Source organism: Rhodococcus aetherivorans (assembly GCF_025722975.1).
GTDB classification, from domain to species: Bacteria; Actinomycetota; Actinomycetes; order Mycobacteriales; family Mycobacteriaceae; genus Rhodococcus; species Rhodococcus aetherivorans.
In genome coordinates, this window is sequence record NZ_CP106982.1 from 21,869 (window position 1) to 38,948 (window position 17,080).

Annotated in this window: 17 protein-coding genes; 8 read left to right on the plus strand and 9 right to left on the minus strand. The window is 68.6% G+C overall.

Going from position 1 to position 17,080, the window contains the following annotated elements:
* The first annotated feature begins 14 nt into the window (after positions 1–14).
* Complete coding sequence (locus OCS65_RS00115) at positions 15–1,673, plus strand: MFS transporter (protein WP_006940435.1); 1,659 nt, start codon at positions 15–17, stop codon at positions 1,671–1,673.
* On the opposite strand, the gene OCS65_RS00120 is transcribed toward OCS65_RS00115, so the two are convergent.
* The 5 genes from OCS65_RS00120 to OCS65_RS00140 all read right to left on the minus strand — a co-directional run bounded on the left by OCS65_RS00120 (position 1,637) and on the right by OCS65_RS00140 (position 6,516).
* Positions 1,637–2,995, minus strand: coding sequence for a diacylglycerol/lipid kinase family protein (locus OCS65_RS00120; protein WP_043798325.1), 1,359 nt, complete (start codon positions 2,993–2,995; stop codon positions 1,637–1,639). The two genes, OCS65_RS00115 and OCS65_RS00120, sit on opposite strands and share 37 nt — an antisense overlap.
* On the minus strand, positions 2,992–4,419 hold the full coding sequence (locus tag OCS65_RS00125) for a hypothetical protein (protein ID WP_043798321.1): 1,428 nt from the start codon (positions 4,417–4,419) through the stop codon (positions 2,992–2,994). The genes OCS65_RS00120 and OCS65_RS00125 overlap by 4 nt, the downstream gene beginning before the upstream one ends.
* A gap of 127 nt (positions 4,420–4,546) precedes the next feature.
* Positions 4,547–4,771 carry a hypothetical protein gene (locus tag OCS65_RS00130; RefSeq protein ID WP_006940443.1) on the minus strand — a complete coding sequence of 75 codons (225 nt, stop codon included), beginning with the start codon at positions 4,769–4,771 and terminating at the stop codon, positions 4,547–4,549.
* 124 nt (positions 4,772–4,895) lie between these two features.
* The gene (locus tag OCS65_RS00135) at positions 4,896–5,513 is read right to left on the minus strand and encodes an Rv1733c family protein (protein ID WP_161996333.1); all 618 of its coding nucleotides are present in this window, start codon (positions 5,511–5,513) and stop codon (positions 4,896–4,898) included.
* Positions 5,514–5,694: 181 nt separating this feature from the next.
* Positions 5,695–6,516: a class II glutamine amidotransferase gene (locus OCS65_RS00140; RefSeq protein WP_043798319.1), complete on the minus strand. Its 822-nt coding sequence runs from the start codon at positions 6,514–6,516 to the stop codon at positions 5,695–5,697.
* 279 nt (positions 6,517–6,795) lie between these two features.
* On the opposite strand from OCS65_RS00140, the gene OCS65_RS00145 reads away from it, so the two are divergent.
* Positions 6,796–7,206: an SHOCT domain-containing protein gene (locus OCS65_RS00145; protein WP_029546963.1), complete on the plus strand. Its 411-nt coding sequence runs from the start codon at positions 6,796–6,798 to the stop codon at positions 7,204–7,206.
* A 116-nt stretch (positions 7,207–7,322) separates the two neighbouring features.
* Positions 7,323–8,234 (plus strand): formylglycine-generating enzyme family protein, encoded by a 912-nt coding sequence (locus OCS65_RS00150; protein ID WP_006940454.1) that lies wholly within the window; start codon positions 7,323–7,325, stop codon positions 8,232–8,234.
* 10 nt (positions 8,235–8,244) lie between these two features.
* Here the strand turns inward: OCS65_RS00150 and OCS65_RS00155 are convergent, their stop codons facing one another.
* On the minus strand, positions 8,245–10,599 hold the full coding sequence (locus OCS65_RS00155) for an arylsulfatase (RefSeq protein WP_102800067.1): 2,355 nt from the start codon (positions 10,597–10,599) through the stop codon (positions 8,245–8,247).
* 334 nt (positions 10,600–10,933) lie between these two features.
* On the opposite strand from OCS65_RS00155, the gene OCS65_RS00160 reads away from it, so the two are divergent.
* The 3 genes from OCS65_RS00160 to OCS65_RS00170 all read left to right on the plus strand — a co-directional run bounded on the left by OCS65_RS00160 (position 10,934) and on the right by OCS65_RS00170 (position 13,551).
* Positions 10,934–12,169 carry a cation:proton antiporter gene (locus tag OCS65_RS00160; RefSeq protein WP_263508372.1) on the plus strand — a complete coding sequence of 412 codons (1,236 nt, stop codon included), beginning with the start codon at positions 10,934–10,936 and terminating at the stop codon, positions 12,167–12,169.
* A 310-nt stretch (positions 12,170–12,479) separates the two neighbouring features.
* Entirely contained in the window at positions 12,480–12,950 is a 471-nt protein-coding gene (locus tag OCS65_RS00165) for a DUF6325 family protein (RefSeq protein WP_029546959.1), read from the plus strand.
* Positions 12,951–13,278: 328 nt separating this feature from the next.
* Positions 13,279–13,551, plus strand: coding sequence for a hypothetical protein (locus OCS65_RS00170; RefSeq protein ID WP_006940466.1), 273 nt, complete (start codon positions 13,279–13,281; stop codon positions 13,549–13,551).
* Positions 13,552–13,581: 30 nt separating this feature from the next.
* Here OCS65_RS00170 and OCS65_RS00175 read toward each other — a convergent pair whose 3' ends face one another.
* From OCS65_RS00175 to OCS65_RS00185, 3 genes are read right to left on the minus strand one after another with little or no spacing between them, the layout of a single operon-like run.
* Complete coding sequence (locus OCS65_RS00175; protein ID WP_043798309.1) at positions 13,582–15,000, minus strand: DUF2252 domain-containing protein; 1,419 nt, start codon at positions 14,998–15,000, stop codon at positions 13,582–13,584.
* Between the two features lie 13 nt (positions 15,001–15,013).
* Complete coding sequence (locus tag OCS65_RS00180) at positions 15,014–15,553, minus strand: potassium channel family protein (protein WP_006940470.1); 540 nt, start codon at positions 15,551–15,553, stop codon at positions 15,014–15,016.
* 30 nt (positions 15,554–15,583) lie between these two features.
* Complete coding sequence (locus OCS65_RS00185) at positions 15,584–15,988, minus strand: DUF7144 family membrane protein (protein WP_043798307.1); 405 nt, start codon at positions 15,986–15,988, stop codon at positions 15,584–15,586.
* Positions 15,989–16,276: 288 nt separating this feature from the next.
* Here OCS65_RS00185 and OCS65_RS00190 point away from each other — a divergent pair, with 288 nt between their 5' ends.
* Both OCS65_RS00190 and OCS65_RS00195 read left to right on the plus strand, forming a co-directional pair.
* The gene (locus tag OCS65_RS00190) at positions 16,277–16,726 is read left to right on the plus strand and encodes a DUF6325 family protein (protein WP_006940473.1); all 450 of its coding nucleotides are present in this window, start codon (positions 16,277–16,279) and stop codon (positions 16,724–16,726) included.
* Between the two features lie 60 nt (positions 16,727–16,786).
* The gene (locus OCS65_RS00195; RefSeq protein WP_029546956.1) at positions 16,787–17,077 is read left to right on the plus strand and encodes an SHOCT domain-containing protein; all 291 of its coding nucleotides are present in this window, start codon (positions 16,787–16,789) and stop codon (positions 17,075–17,077) included.
* Positions 17,078–17,080: the final 3 nt, after the last annotated feature.

The window sequence follows — 17,080 nt, forward strand, 5'->3', positions numbered from 1 at the left end:
CGAGAGGTCGATGCATGAGTCTTGACAGTTCGCCGAAGGGTCCGGCGGTGGCCTCGGGTTCCGCACTGGTGCTCGCAGTACTGGCTGCGGGGCAGTTCCTGATGACGCTCGACAGCTCCGTGATGAACGTGTCGATGGCGACAGTGGCCGCGGACGTGGGCACCACCATCACCGGCATCCAGACCGCCATCACCCTCTACACCCTGGTGATGGCCAGCTTGATGATCACCGGCGGCAAGATCGGCACCATCCTCGGGCGGCGCCGCGCGTTCGGGCTCGGCCTGATCATCTACGGCGCCGGGTCGTTCGTCACCGGGATCGCGCCGAATCTCACCGTCCTCCTCATCGGCTGGTCCCTGCTCGAGGGCATCGGCGCCGCCCTGATCATGCCCGCGATCGTTTCCCTGGTCGCGGCGAACTTCCCCGCCGAACGCCGCCCCGCCGCCTACGGATTGGTGGCCGCGGCGGGTGCCGCGGCAGTCGCGGTGGGGCCGTTGCTCGGTGGGGCGGTGACCACGTTCGCGTCCTGGCGCTACGTCTTCTTCGGCGAGGTCGTCATCGTCGTCCTGATCCTGCTCGCGCTGCGTCGCGTGGAAGACATTCCACCGCAGCGGATCCGGCTCGACCTCGTCGGCTCGCTCCTGTCGGTCGCCGGCCTGGGAATGTTCGTCTACGGCGTGCTGCGCTCGAGCGAATGGGGCTGGATCCAGACCAAACCCGGCGGACCGGCGATCCTGGGACTGTCCCCCGTCATCTGGTTGCTGCTGGGTGGACTCTTCGTGCTCTACCTGTTCCTGCGGCGGGAGACGTACCTGGCGAAGACGGGCGGCGAACCGCTGGTCGACCCCGCGCTGCTGAGGAACAGTCAGCTCACCGGCGGTCTGAGCATGTTCTTCGCCCAATTCCTCATTCAGGCCGGGGTGTTCTTCTCCGTCCCCCTGTTCCTGTCCGTGGTCCTCGAACTCAGTGCGCTCGAGACGGGTGTGCGGATCCTTCCGCTGTCGATCGCTCTGGTCCTGGCCGCGGTCGGCATCCCCAAGCTGCGACCCCAGGCGAATCCCCGGCGCATCGTCCGGATCGGCCTCGGGATCATGGTCGTCGGCATCCTCATCCTCGTGGGTGGGATGGATCCCGGCGCAAATGCGGCGGTCGTGTCGATCCCGATGCTGCTGATGGGTCTCGGACTGGGTGCGCTGGCCTCCCAGCTCGGTGCGGTCACGGTGTCCGCGGTGCCGGACTCGCAGAGCGCCGAGGTCGGCGGTCTGCAGAACACGGCGACCAATCTCGGCGCGTCACTGGGGACCGCCCTGATCGGCTCCATCCTGATCGCCACCCTGACCACCTCCGTCATCGCCGGCATCGAGAACAACCCGGCCGTGCCGGAATCGGTGCAACAGCAGGCCACCACGGACATGGCTGCCGGGGTGCCGTTCCTGTCCGACACCCAGTTGGAGGGTGCCCTGGACGAGGCCGGGGTGGACGAGGCCACCGCGGATGCGATCGTGGAGGTCAACTCGGACGCGCGGCTCGAGGCCCTGCAGGTGGCCTTCGCCGTCACGGCACTGATCACCGTCGCCGCACTGTTCGGCACCGGATCCCTACCGCGCCGGCCGGTGGGCGCACGGCCCGGCGAGGGTCAGCGCAGGCCCGACGAGACCGACGACGAGCGCTGAGGCCGGAAGGCCAGGTCCCGGAGCCGCGCCCAGTCCCAGGTCGGCGCCGAGACCAGGGTTCCCGGACGGCGCCGGGGCACCCGCACCCGCAGCGCCTGCGGCTCGACGGTGCAGCGCACCGGCGTGGGCAGCATCAGCGCTTCCCCGTCCACCCCGACCGGAATCTCCGGTGCCTCCGCGTCGACGATCACCTCGGTGGCCACGCGCTGAACCAGCCCCCGGCTGTGCGTGCGGCGCAGCAGGTCGACCGCCTGCCCCGCGCCGGCTACCGAGATCGTCACCACCCCGAGCACCCCGCGATCCAGCCGGGGCCGTCGTCCCAGCCCCGCGAGGTCGTCGGTCGCGTACGGGTCGTTGCTCACCAGGACGGCCTGCGCGCCTTCCACCGTCGTGTCGCCGTCGATGCGGGCCCTCAGCCGGGTGGCGCTGTCGCGAGCGAGCAGGTCGGGCATCATCCGCAGGGCCGTCCCGGCCTTGTCGTCCCGGTATTCCGGGCTCTGCACCACGTCGGCGTAGACGCCGAACGAGGCGTTGTTGACGAACACCCGTCCCCCGATCCTGCCGAGATCGATGCGCAGTTCCACCCCGTCCCGCAGAGCGTCCAGGCCTGCGGCCGGGTCCTCCCGGTCCAGTCCCAGATCCAGCGCGAAGTGGTTCCGTGTGCCGGCGCTGATCACCAGGAACGGCAGACCGTGCTCGGCCGCGATCGCCGCCACCAGGGCCTGTGTCCCGTCGCCCCCGGCGACACCGAGCAGGTCGGCGCCCCGCTCCACCGCCTGCCGGGCCAGGGCCTCGACGTCGACGGGCCCCGGTCCCGCGAGCAGGGCTACCTCGGCACCGAGTTCCTCGGCCTTGCGTTGCAGATCGAACTTCACGACCTTGCCGCCCCCCGAACGGGGGTTCATCACCAGGAACGGGCGGTGGACCGGCGCGGCGGGGTACTCGGGCATCCCCTGCTCTGTGTCACGGCGCAGGGCCGCCCGCGCGCACGCCAAGGCGAGCAGCACCAGCGCGACCGACACCAACGCGACCCAGAGCACGCGCTCCCGCACGAACAGCACGGGCAGCGCGAGGGGGGCGACCACTGCGAGACCCAGTGACAGCGCGCGCAGCAGCCCCCGGCTCGCGAGGAACCAGTAGAGAGCCGCGACCGTCACCGCTGCCACCGTCACGCTCACCGCCAGGAGTGCGAGGGCGCCGCGCAGGCCCGCGACGATCACCGGAACGGCGGCAGCGCCGAGGACGGCGGCGAACGCCGCACGCGCCCACCATCGGCGAGAGACCGGCACCTCGTCGCCGGGAACGGCGTCCACCGGGCTCACGTCCCGGTCTTCGAGTCCGCGTCGGGCACGATCTCCGTCGGTTGCTCCCAGGTTCGTGCCGGCCGGATCAGCACCTCGAGCGCGAGCAACGCCAGCAGGGCACCGAGAACGATCCACACGACCACGAGACCGGTCGGGTACCGCCAGAACATCAGCATCACGGCGGCGATGCCGATGATCGCCAGCCGCAACGCCGTCCGGGCCCGGTAGGCCCCGGCTTCCACCTGGTTCGGTGGCCGCGGCTTACGGGACCGCTGCACCGCGTCCATGCCTCGCCCGAATCCGCGACGGACGGCAGTCGCGGAGGCTGATCCCCCGGTCAGGTACGCCCCGACCGCGATCACCAGGCCGAGGATCGCCACCGCCCGCAGTGCGGTCCGCAGCGGCACCAGCATCGTGTCGGCGATCGCCGAGGCGGCGTCCGGGGACAGCACGTCCGGGGGAATGTCGCCGAGATAGAGGGATCGGGCGACGATCAGCGCGATCGCGAGGATCAGCATCCCCACGAGCAGTGCCGTCCCGACGAACGCCAGGGCACGACGGCGACGCCCGGGCGGAGCCACGGCCACCGCGGCCACCGCGGCGGCGATCGTCAGCCACGGCAGCACATCCGACGCCGTGTCCAGAGCGCTGACCGCCCGTTGCGCCCTGATCAGCTCCGGCGACTGGAACAGCACGAACTGCTTGTCGATGTCCGGGATCTTCTCGGCGAAGGAGAATCCCCGGTCCAGCAGGCGGGCCTTGACGTTGTCGATGATCGTGCCGAGGGAGATGCTGACCGTGCCGCTCTCGTCCACCGTTACCGAGGACGGGCCGCCCTCACCGGTGACGACTGCCACCAGCCCGGTGTGCGCTGCACGGTTGGCCTGGATCCACAGATCCTCGAACTGGTCGGTCTGCACCAGCGACAGCACCGTCTCGTACACGAAGTTGCGTGCCTGCCCGGCGATCACCGGCGCGAGCCCCTCCACCGCCCGGTCCACGCGCGGCGCGTCCGCGGTCGCCGGAACGGCATCGGTCAGGGCGGTCAGCGCGTCGGACGTGAGGCCTTCGACATCGACCCGCGCGAAGATCTCGTCGGTGACCGTGCCCGCGATCTCGGTCTGCACCGCGGGATCGGAACCGAGCGGGGCCACCGTGGTGACGTACCGGTCCGTGTCGAGGATCTCGCTGCGCACGAACCGCGCCGTCACCGACGCGATCGCCAGCAGTGCGACCAGCACCGTCAGAATCGCCACCGCAGTCCAGCGCAGCGCGTGCCGCGGCGGACGCGATACGGGCGGGGGTGGCGGCGGGGCCTCGGGCGCGGCCTCTGTCCGCGCCCGCAGTGCGGCCACCTCGGCCCGCAACCGCTCCAGCTCGGCCCGCTCGGCGGTGTCGAGCGGAGCGGTGCCCGTGCCGCTGCGCGAAATGTCGCTGTCCATCGTCTTCTCTTTCCACTCGGTGACAGAGGCACGGCAGCACGGACGAAGCGTGCCCTCCGGCGGCACGAGTCCGAGATGCAGTTCGATGTGACTGTGTGAAATGTCTTGCTGTATGCCTCCTTTTCCCTCATCCGCCGGGTGAACGGACCGGGGACGCAGTTCGGGTCTGCGCCCAGGACTCGGGCTTCAGGTCGTCGACCTGCACGCCGGGACCATAGAACTCGTGAACCAGGCCGAGGACACGGGCGAGCACCTCCGCGTCCGTGAGATCGTCGCGGAGCACCATATGCAGCTGAGCCGGACTGTCGCCGGATTCCGTCGACACCACCAACCGGCAGACCCAGTCGCTCATCTCGGCCTCCCCGCGTATCTTCTTGTGCTGCGACCGGATCGAGGAATCCTCTCCGCGCTGCCGAGCATCGCCGTGTGCGCTGCTGACCGGCCTGCAGACCCCCGGCCCGCAGACCCGGGGGCGGTCAACCCAACGTCCATCCCGGGCTCCGTCCGGTTTCGTTCCATTCGCGATCCAATGCCGACAGCCTCCGCCGCACGCCGACACGATGAACTCCGTAGAGGAGCAGCAGGGCGATGCCGGAGCCCACCCCCCACACCGTGAGTGCGGCACTGACACCGGCCACGACGCCGTCCGAGCCGGTCCTGGGCGCGGCGACGGGATCACCGGTCGAATCGATCCAGATGTCGATCGTCTCGCCCGGCTTCGCGCCGAAGGGCGTCTCCACCTTCCCCGTGCGCGTTTCGTCGGTCCCGGTCGTCCACCGCGCGGTCGCTCGGTCCGGGTCCCCCGGACCCCGGGTCGCAGTGTCCGTCATCGAACTGGTGCCCGTCGGTCCCGGCTCCTCGAGGAGGATCGCCGTCACCTGGTGGCGTTCCAGGCGTTCCTCCAGCGCAAGCTGGCCGACCCGCGCGTAGGTCGCCGTCCCGTACGCGGCGGCGAGGGGCACCATGACGAGCACGAACATCGCGACGACCAGAACGAGTGCGGATTCGACTCGCTCGGATCGTCGCATCAGCGGGTTGCCGCTCCACGGAGCGCGGCGCCATAACCGGAGGGCCAGGGGCTGCTCTGCGTTCATCTCGAAACTCCTGCAGTTACTTGACTACAGTGTTCCGCCGGCGAGGGCCTGTGGCGTAGGGCACAAGGTCATCGCTCGATTCGGTTGATCAGGGACGGGGACCTGTTGGAGTCCCCTGTCTCCCGGCACGGTCTGCACCCGGTCCCGCCTACCCCGACGCAGAGGCTCTGCTCCGCCGGGCCTACACCGGTGCGAGCGGCCGGAACGGCCGGATCTCGTCCTCGCCGGGCCGGACCACGCCCGCGGAGGACTCGGGTACTTCGTTCCATGCGTCCGGCAGATCGCGCAGCGGTTCGGAGACGATGAAGCGGGTCTCGGCACCGAGCTGGTGCAGCACCTCCACCTCGGGATGCAGCTCGAGGAGCCTGGCGAGCTTGGTGGAGAAGAACAGCGATCGGCTCTTGCCTTCGCTGGAATAACGGAACACCCACATCGACTCTCCGTCCGTGGTCGCCACGGTCATCTGCACGGGATGCTCGATCGCATGGGCGTGCGCGATCTTCTCCACGTATCCGACAGCCCGGGCGACGGCAGTGAACGGGTCCTCGGTGAGACCGAACGTCAGCGCGAGATAGAACAGCATCTCGGAGTCGGTCGAGCCCTCGATGTCGGGGTAGAGCGCCGGATCCACCGCCAGCACGAGCTCGCGTTTGATCTCCCGGAACCCGTTGAGGACCCCGTTGTGCATCCACAACCAGCGCCCGTGCCGGAAGGGATGGCAGTTGCTGCGCTGGACGTGCGTCCCGGTCGAGGCCCGCACGTGTGCGAACAGCAGCGGTGTCTCCACCTGAGCGGCGAGCTCGCGCAGGTTCCGGTCGTTCCAGGCCGGATCGATGCTCTTGAACACCGCCGGCTCCGGCCCTCTCCCGTACCATCCGATGCCGAAACCGTCACCGTTGGTGGTGGTGGCTCCGAGGCGCGAATGCAGGCTCTGATCGATCAGCGAGTGCTGCGGGCGGAACAGCAGATCCTCGGCAAGGATCGGGTCGCCGGAATATGCCATCCATCTGCACATCTCACCATTGAATCACCGCTTCGACCGCGAGCACGTCTCGAAACGGACACAGGTCGCGCCGCGTTCGTGTCGGATGCGGGCCCGGCCCGCGTACGGGCGTCTTCGTGTCGAGGACACGCGGGGGGACGGTGGGTTTCAGGGTCGGGGTGGGTTTCAAGGTCTTTATCCCCTGCGGAGACGCCGGTTGGGGTGTCATTCTCGATGTGAGTCGCCCGATATCGCGGAGGTTCGGTCCATCGCCGGAGCCGCTCACAGGAGGTGCACATCATGGATTCGTTCTGGGATTACGTGTGGTACACGATCATCGTGTTCGCGTTCGTGGCGTACCTGATCGTGCTGTTCCAGATCTTGGTCGACCTGTTCCGCGATCACACCGTTTCCGGCTTCGCCAAAGCCCTCTGGGTGATCGGGCTGGTCGTCCTCCCGTACCTGACCGCGTTCGTGTATCTGATCGCCCGGGGCCGCGGCATGGCGGAGCGGTCGATGCGTGCCCAGCAGGAGACCAAGCAGGCCACCGACGAGTACATCCGGCAGGTGGCCGGCAAGTCCCCGGCCGAGCAGATCGCCGATGCGAAGGCGCTGTACGACTCGGGAGTGATCACCCAAGCGGAGTTCGAGCAACTCAAGGCCACGGCTCTGGGACAGGCATCCGCGGGACAGACCGGAATGCAGGTCTGACAGGCCAGGACCTGCGCGGACCTGCGCGGCATCCCGAGGACCCGCTCGCAGCGAGCCGGTTCCGAGATACTCGACGCATGCAGCCAGCGGCGTCGGCGGGTCGAGCACCGAAGAAGATGACCTGGATTCCGGGCGGAACCTTCTGGATGGGGTCGGAGGAGTTCTACCCCGAGGAGCGTCCGGTCCACCAGGTGAGTGTGGACGGATTCTGGATGGACATTCATCCGGTCACGGTCGCCGAGTTCCGGCGTTTCGTGAAGGACACCGGTCACGTCACCACCGCCGAGGTCGCGCCCGAACCCGCCGATTATCCCGATGCCGACCCGGCGCTGCTGGTACCCGGGTCGCTGGTGTTCACCCCGCCGGCTCGGCGCGTACCCCTCGACGACTACCGCCGGTGGTGGTCGTGGGTGCCCGGTGCGGATTGGCGGCATCCCGAGGGCCCCGGAAGTTCGGCCGGCGGCCGCGAACACCATCCGGTGACGCACGTGTCCCACTACGACGCGCTCGCCTACGCTCGGTGGGCGGGCAAGGAGCTGCCGACCGAGTCCGAGTGGGAGTTCGCGGCCCGCGGCGGCCTGGATCGGGCCCGGTTCGTGTGGGGCGACGAGTACACCCCGAAGGGGCGGTACCTGGCCAACACCTGGCAGGGCGAGTTCCCGTGGCAGAACCTCGCCGAAGACGGGTACGTCGGCACGTCTCCGGTGGGCAGCTTCCGGCCCAACGGTTACGGCCTGGTCGACGTGGCAGGCAACGTATGGGAATGGACGACGGACTACTTCACCGCTCGTCACGGGGCGGACGGACGTGACACCGCCCCCGCCACGGCGTGCTGCATTCCCGCCAACCCACGCACGCTCGCGCCGGAGACCGGTGCCGAGGCCCATCCCCGGCGGGTCATCAAGGGCGGATCGCACCTCTGCGCCCCCAATTACTGCTTGCGCTACCGGCCCGCAGCCAGGCAGGGGGAAAGCGCGGAAACCTCCACCTGCCACATCGGATTCCGCTGCATCGTGCGCGGCCGCTGAGCAGCGCCGGTCAATCGATCGAGAACCAGGCCCGCACCTGCGCCTCGTGGTCGACATAGCGTTCGCCGGAAACGTCGACGACGACCTTGTCGATCGTTCCCCCGGTGAACCGGAACGGGGACACGTAGTCCGGGGTGACCGGAGAGGCACTGTCCCGCCCGACGCAGATACCGTCACCGACGAGGCAGAACACCCCCGGCTGGGTGACGATCTCACCGGTGGCCACCTGCTGATCGTCGACGTAGAGGGTCAGGGTGCCGGCGAAGCCCGGCATCGCCGGATCGGTGTTCTTCCCGGCGACGGCGAATTCGGCGGTGCACACGTGGGCACCGGGAGTGATGTCCCGGTCGGCGACCACGGTCTGCAGGTGTGTGCCGACCCAGTTGAAGGCATAGCGCAGACGGCAGTCCTTGACGTAGAGGCTGTGGCCGCCGGCCAGGCCGCCGTGGGCGTAGAGGACGCCCTCGGCATCGGCCGAGTCCACGTGGACTCCGGCGACGATCGTGTAGGACCGTCCGGTGATGGCGACACCGGCCGCCTCGGGGACGTCCGCGCAGTCCGGGTAGTAGACGTAGCGGTCTCGCGCTTTTCCCGGGCGGGGGCGTTCGGCGAGCACCTGTTCGAGGGCGCTGCGGTCGTCCAGCGGTAGCCCGTGGTAGCGGCCGGCGTAGTAGAACCACAGGCTCTTCAGGGTTTCCAGCCGCTCGGGTTCGGCGTCGGCGAGGTTGTGCAGTTGCGCCCGGTCCTCCGCGAGGTGGTACAGCTCCCACACATCCTTGTCGAAGTGGCCCCACCCGGACAGCGGCGGATGCACGGAACAGACGAGCCACCCTTCGTGATACAGCGAGCGCTGCCCCAGCATCGCGTAGAACTGCACGGCCTTGCCCGGCGCTGCGGGATCGGTCAGCGAGGACGCGAAGCTCTCTCCCTCGAGCGGACTCTGGGTGTACCCCTTCAGGACCTCGGGCGGGGTGATGCCGAGCAACTCGTAGATCGTCGGGACGACATCGACGGCGTGGACGTACTGCGGGCGGGGCTCGGCCGAGGCGTCGATCCGCGCCGGCCACGAGAGCACGCACATGTCGGCGACGCCACCCTCGTAGCCGGCCCAGCGCTTCCAGTACGGAAACGGTGTGTCGAAGGCCCACGCCCAGCCGGTGTTGTAGTGGTTGTACGACAGCGGTGTGCCGAGCTCGTCGAGGTGCGGCAGGGTGCCCTCGGTGGTGTCGGGAACCCCGTTGAAGAAACGCCATTCGTTGAACGATCCGTTCGGCCCTCCTTCACCACTGGCACCGTTGTCGGAGACCACGACGATGAGGGTGTTGTCGAGCTCGCCGGTCGTTTCGAGCAGGTCGATCACCCGGCCGAGCTGATCGTCCGTGTAGGAGATGTAGCCGGCGAAGACCTCGGCCATCCGTACGAACAGGCGTTGCTCGTCGGCGGTGAGCGAGTCCCAGGGCCGGACGGTGTCGAGCAGCGGCCACGGCTGTCCGTCGGGTCCGGTGGTGGCCGGTTCCCCGTGCGGATTGATCGGGGAAAGCTCGGTGCCCTCGGGCAGCAACCCGAGGTCCTTCTGCCGCTGCAGTATCTCGGCACGGATGGCCTCGTAGCCCTGGTCGAACCTGCCCTTGTACCGGTCGGCCCATTCGGTGAACACGTGATGCGGGGCGTGCCCGGCCTGCGGGGCCAGGTACATGAAGAACGGTTTGTCCGGGTCGACGACCTTGGCGTCGCGGATGAATTCGATTGCCTTGTCCGCCAGGTCTTTCGACAGGTGATAGCCGTCCTCCGGGGTGCCGGGGGCGTCGACCGGATGGTTGTCGTACACCAGGTCGGGGTACCAGCTGCTCGACTCGCCGCCGAGGAAGCCGTAGAACCGCTCGAACCCGCGGCCCAACGGCCACCGGGCCTTGACCGCCGACATGTTCGTCTCGTCGCCCGGGGTCAGGTGCCACTTGCCGACGCAGTAGGTGTTCCACCCTTGCTCGGCCAGCACCTCGGAGACGAACCCGTTCTCGAAGGGAATGTGGGTGGAGATGCCCGGGAACCCGGAGCTGAACTCGGCGATGGTCGCCATGCCGTTGGTCGTCGCGTTTCGCCCGGTCAGCAGCGACGCCCGCGTCGGGGAGCACAGCGCGGTGGTGTGGAAGTTCGAGTACTTCACACCCCGGTCGGCGATGCGGCGCATGGTGGGTGCCTCGATCGGGCCCCCGAAGATGTCCATGCTGCCGTACCCGACGTCGTCCCACGCGATGATCAGGACGTTCGGGGCGCCCTCGGGCGCCTGCGCAGGCAGATACGGCGCCCAGTCCGGCACGGAGTCGCGGATGTCGACGGCGATCTTTCCGTGGTGGGTCCTTGCCATGGCGACGCTCCCGATCTCGAGCAGACCTGTCGGTCTCCGGCATCTCGAGCGTACCGACCGTCCGAATCGCCGACCATGCAAACGGCCCGATCCGCCGAAGTTCTTCGCACGATGTCTCGGATTCGGCAGAATATGACGACGCCGCCCCTCCGGTCGAGCCGGTCCCGGAAATCCGGTGCGGCGAGGCGAGAAGGACCCGACTCATGACGTGGATCATCTTGGTGTTCATGGGAATTCCGCTGTGGTTGGGTGTGGCAGCTCTCGTTCTGCCGCGCGGACGCCGATGGCCGGCCGACGCACCCCGCCACCGCCCTCCGCCCGCGAAGGGGGCATCGTGACCTGGGCGCTTCCGGCGATCGCCGGAATCCTGCTCGTATTCGCGGCGATCTCCGGACGGGTCGCAGGCACTTCCATCACGGCCCCGATGGTCTTCACTGTCGGCGGCCTCGTGCTGGGCGCACAGGCTGCCGGGCTGATCGACATCGAGGCCACCAGCGAAACGGTGAAACTTCTCGCCGAGGTCACCCTCGCCCTCGTGCTGTTCTCCGACGCCGCCCGCGTGGACCCGACCGCTCTACGAGCCGAAATCTCACTTCCTGCACGCCTTCTCTGTATAGGACTACCGCTGACCATCGCGGCCGGGTTCGGCGCCGCGGTGCTCGTGCTGGGCGACCTCTCCTGGCCCGAGGCGCTGCTGCTCGCCGTGCTCCTCGCGCCCACCGACGCCGCTCTCGGGCAGGCGGTGGTCACCCTGCCGATCCTGCCGTCGCGGGTGCGCCAGGGACTCAACGTCGAAAGCGGCCTCAACGACGGCATCTGCGTACCGCTGTTCCTGATCGTGCTGGCGATCGCACGCGCCGAGTCCGGGGCAATCGGCGGCGGTGCAGCCGTACGGCTGGTCACCGAGCAGATCGGCTACGGCATCGTCGCCGGGGTAGGTGCCGGAGCGGTCGCGGCGGCGGTGCTGATCCTCGCCGGGCGGCACCGCACGATCGACCCGTTGTGGGTTCAGATCGTGCCGGTGGCCGCCGCCACGCTGGCCTACACCGTCGCCGTGCCCCTCGGCGGCTCGGGATTCATCGCCGCGTTCGTCGGCGGGCTGACCTTCGGGGCGATCCGGCGCCGCGCCGAGGGGGAGGTCTCCCACCTGATCGACGAGGCCGGGGATGTGTTCAGTGCCGTCACGTTCATCGTCTTCGGGGCGGTGTTGCTCAGCCCGGCCCTCGGACACCTGTCGTGGCCGGTGCTCGCCTACGCCGTGCTGAGCCTGACCGTCGTCCGCATGGTCCCCGTCGCGCTGTCGCTGCTCGGCACCCACGCCCGCACCCCGACCCTTGCCTTCCTCGGCTGGTTCGGCCCCCGCGGACTGGCCACCATCGTCTTCGTCATCCTGATTCTCGAAGAACCCGGTGCCTTGCCCCACGAGGACCTGCTGCTGCTCACCGCCGTCGTCACCGTGGGCCTGTCGGTCCTCGCCCACGGGGTCACCGCCGCCCCCCTCGCCGACCGGTACGCCGCATGGTTCCGCCGTCACCCCCGTCCCGAACAGCAGCCGGCACACGAGGCGTAGACGGCGCGGCACCGGATCTGTGTCCGGAACATCCGATCTGCCTTGCTCGGGTCCATTTCCGGCACGGTAGGTCATCGGATCGAGCGGCCTTCACCGGATCCCCTTTCCGGGCGCAGCCATCAGGTCTAGCGTCGACTCTGTCGGAAAACACCGGCAGACCGACTTGCCAGGTCGTCATCGGACTCTCCGACAAGCCGGCCATCCGAGACGAGGCGGCTCGTAGAAGAACCGCCCGTCGGACGTGGAACCCACGAACGATCTGTCGCCCTTGGTATTCCACGGACGGCAGCTCGGCAGAGGAGATGACGAGATGACCGAACAAGTCCAACAACAACTCGGCGACGACATCGACGAACTCGGTCCGGTGGACTGGATCGTGGTGGAGTTCCCGGGCAGCAGGTTCAGAGGCGAGATCGCACCCGCGCTCGACGACCTCGTCGAACGCGGAACAGTACGCGTACTGGATCTGCTGTTGCTGAAGAAGGACGCCGACGGATCGCTCGAAGCGTTCGAGCTCGCCGACCTGGACGAGAGCGAGATCGGCGCGCTCCGCTCCTACGAAGCCGAGCTGGCGATGTTGCTCAGCGAGGAGGACGTCGAAGCGGTCGCCGCGGCCGTCGAGCCCGGCAGCACCGCGGCCCTGCTGGTGTGGGAGAACCTGTGGGCCGCGCCGTTCGCATCGGCGGTACGCAGGGCCGGCGGACAGCTGGTGGCCAGCGGCCGCATCCCCGTACAAGCCCTGCTGGCCGCAATCGAGGCCGACGAACAAGAAGGAGACTGACATGCCCCTCGCAGCCAGGCGTATGCGTCGCGCCGCGGTGATCGGACCCGCACCCGTGGCTCGCACGGCCACGACCGTCGCGACGGCGGCGGTGGTCGCTCACGGTGTCCGCCGTCGTTCCGACCGCCGGGAAGATCGACGAGAGGACCGCAGAGACCGGCGCTGACCGTGCCGACGAAACACCAACAGGCTCCCCCGACGGCGTGCGCACCGTCGTGGAGCCGCCCGGACCGCAGAGGGCCGATCGCGCCACTCCGGCCTCCACCGATCCGGCAGTGACATGGCGGCGGAATCCGCAGGTTCGGACCCTACAGCGAATGAGGCTCTCATGACTGCCACGACGTCAGCTGCGACAGCACCTCGGCCCGCCCTCGAACGGCTGCGCGAAGCCGAACACCTCGTCCTGGACCTGCCGATCATGGGCCGCATCAGCATTCCGCCACCCGAGCAGCTCGCCTACCTCGCGGGTATCGGCACCTTGGTTGCCCTCGAGCTCCTCGAATGGCCGGTTGCAGTTGCTCTCACCGCGGGTCACCTTCTGGCCGAGGCGCATCACCACCGCCTCCTCCAGGGAATCGGTGAGGCGTTGGAAGAGGCATGATCGCCAGCTCGGCGAGGTGGCCCGACAGGATCAGATACCTCGCCGGGCGGTGATCCGCCCCTCGGAGATCGCACCGAGGAGTGCGGCGTGGTCGCGTGTGTTCTGTTCGGCGTAGGCGATCGCGAATGCCGTGATGGCGTCGTCGAATTCGGTGCCGGAACCGAGATACTCGGCGATCGCGATGCGGTCGCCGGATCGGGCGTGCCCATACGCCAGTACCCGTCCGCACAGCCGCCCGTACAGCGTCATTCCGGTGGGAGTCATCGCCTCGACGACCGCCGAGCCCTTGCCGTCCCGCAACTGACGCAGGTAGAAATCTCGCCGGACGCCGTCCGGTCCGGGGCCCTGCTGCCAGCCGAGGAAGATGTCGCTGGCCGCCTGCATCAAACGTTGGCCGTTGACCACACGTTCGCCCTCGTTGGCAAACGTGGGCCCGTCCACGTAGTACGAGAGCACGGACCGTTGCGCCTCCTTGGCCTGCAGGAAGAGCGGGTCGTCGTCACCCGTGCCGCGCAACAGGAAGATCCAGGCCCGGGTTCCGACGCTGCCGACACCGACCACCTTGCGCGCCGCCTGCACGAACTCGAACTGTTCGAGGAGCACCCGCCGGTCCCACTGGAGCGTCGACCGATAGTCACGCAGGCGCTGGTGCAGATCCGCGTAGAGTTCGTCGGCGTCCGCGTCGGGCAGGACCTCCTCGATGGGGACGATGAGCGGCGGGGCGCTGATGATCCGGCGCCGGCCGTCGACCACCTCGGTCAACTTGGCGAGCGCTTGGACGCTGTCCCGGTGGCGCGACTTCTCGAGCGTCTTGCGCAGGCGCTTCTTCATGGAGGAGTCGAGTTCGTCGCGCAGTTCCGTGAGTTCGGTGCTGGGCTCGATGTGCGAATACCACACCGCCAGATTTCCCCGCTCCGCCTGCCGGGCAATCGTCTCGCGATACTCCGCTGCGCAGGCGCGGGCGATGCGCGCCTGCTGCTTGCCCGTGAAACCGTTGTCCCGCGCGGCGATCACGAGGCTGGTGACCAGTCGCTTGACGTCCCACTCGAACGGGCCGGGGTAGGTCTCGTCGAAGTCGTTGATGTCGAAGGTCAGCTTGCGTTCCGGGGTGGCGAAGATTCCGAAATTGCTCATGTGCGCGTCCCCGCACAGCTGGGTGAGGACGGTCGTGGTGGGCCCGCGGGACAGATCGTCCGCCATCACCAGAGCCGCACCCCGGTAGAAGGAGAACGGCGTTTCTGCCATGCGGCCGTAGCGCACCGGAACCAGCTCCGGCACCCGGGACGTCGCCTGCCGCTCCAGCAGGTCGAGCGGATCGGGGCGACGGCTCGTATCGAACTCGGCGAGCGCGGACAGCGGGGTCCGGCTGCGGGCCGCCCGCCCCCGTTCCGCCCGCTCCTCCCTGGTGGGGTGTTCGACCACTGGCTCGCTTCTCGAGGTCTCGGTCATCAGGTTCTCCCTCTCACGTCTTCTTCTGCTGTTGGCGCCACTTCACGGCGGCGGTCAGGAACCGGAGGCCGAGCGCCAGGAGGACGAGGTTGCCGACCATCTGTGCGGTGACGACCGCCCGCGCGGCCTGGGTGGTGGCGACGATGTCTCCGAAACCCACTGTCGCGAAAACGGTCACGCAGAAATACAGGGCATCGATCCGTGAGAGCGGCACGTCGAACGATTCCGGAACGTTGTACGACAGGACGTGATACGCGGTCGCGTACCCGACCAGGTAGACGGCGACCGTCAGCAGCAGCGCCTCGATCGCCTGCACGGCAGGGTACGGTGACCGCAGCACCTGCCGGATCTGCCAGGCGCACACGGCGCACACCACCAGGAACCCACCGGCGAGCACTGCCACGGCCGAGACATCGTCGAAATCCTCGAACGGCAGCACGAAGTACGCGATCAACAACACGATCGTGGTGAGCGCCGGCCGCAGCACAGCCAGCCACAGCAACCGGCGGCCCCCCACCCCCGGCAGGCTCGGCCCGGCCTCACCGTCGGTCATCGGCGACGCCCCGGCCCGGCGGTGCCGCGGTCAGTAGTAGTCCCGGCGCGGATTCCACGTGGCCACCGCCCAGATGACGACCACATCGAGCGCAATGATGAGCACCGACCACCACGGGTAGTACGGCAGCCACATGAAGTTGGCGAGAATCGACAGCGACGCAAGCACGATGGCCGCCACCCTCGACCAGGTCGCGCCGGTGAACAGCGCGAAACCCACCAGAGCGATCACCGCACCGAGCACGATGTGGATCCATCCCCAGGTGGTGAAGTCGAACTTGTAGGTGTACTCGATCCCGACGACGAACAACTCGTCCTCCGCCACGGCGGCGATCCCCTGGAAGACCTGGAGGATGCCGATCGTGACGAGAATGATCGCGGCGCCCATGGAGGTACCGGCCGCCACATCGTGTTTGACACTCGTGTCCTGGGACATGCCAATCGCCTTCCCTTCGATTCGGCCCGACGTACGGTATTGTGCGCGCGCCACCGGCCGCCTCGCATAGAGTTGATGATCTTCGCCGGACCTCGACCGCCCGACGACCGGCATTCCAGGGATGCGAGAGGCCTTTGGTCACCACATCGACCGAAGCGAGGGCATTCCGGGACCGAGCGGAGCAGGATGGTGGCTGCCGGGGTCGGTCGCGTGCACCAGCCACCGAGTCGACGCGGGTGGACACGGCCCGATGGCCCCGTTCCCGGCACAGCGAAAAGAGGTATACCCGTGAACGATGCCGACATCGACGAAATAGGTCCCATCGACTATCTCGTCGTCGAGTTCCCGGCAGACCGTCAGCCCGACGGCTCGGCCCTGCCGCTGCTGCGTGACCTCGTCGCGCGCGGAATCATCCGCGTGCTCGACCTCGCCTTCGTCCGCAAGGACACCGACGGCTCGCTGAGCGGGATCGACATCTCCGAGGTCGGACTCGAGGGCGACATCGACGTGACCCTCTTCGCCGAGGCGGCCACCGGCCTGCTCGACGACACCGACCTCGGCGAGGCCGGTGCGGCTCTCGAACCGGGATGCTCGGCGGCGATCGTCGTCTACGAGAACACCTGGGCCGCACCCTTCGCGGCCGCCCTGCGCCGCAACGGAGCCCAACTCGTCGCCTCCGGCCGCATCCCGGTTCAGAGCATCCTCGCATCACTCGAGGCGCTCGACGCCCAGACCTGAACCACCGCAGCAGGATCCGATTCCGACTACGCCGAACGCCCACCCGAGGAGAACACCGTCATGCCCGGACTGCTTCGCGGGGTCGCCCGCACCGCCGTGGTGGCCGGAACCGCCACCGCTGTTTCCAACCGGGTCTCCCGGCGCCAGGGCCGGCGCTGGGCGGCGGAGGAACAGCCCCAGTACGCGCCACCACCGCCCGCCCCGGCGCCGGCCGCCGCTCCCCCCGCAGAGAGCGGCGCCGGCGGCATGGACCGGATCACCGCCCTGAAGGAACTCGCCGAACTGAAGACGCAGGGTGTGCTGACCGAGGCCGAGTTCGAGGCCGAGAAGGCCCGGATCCTCGCGTCGTAGCGG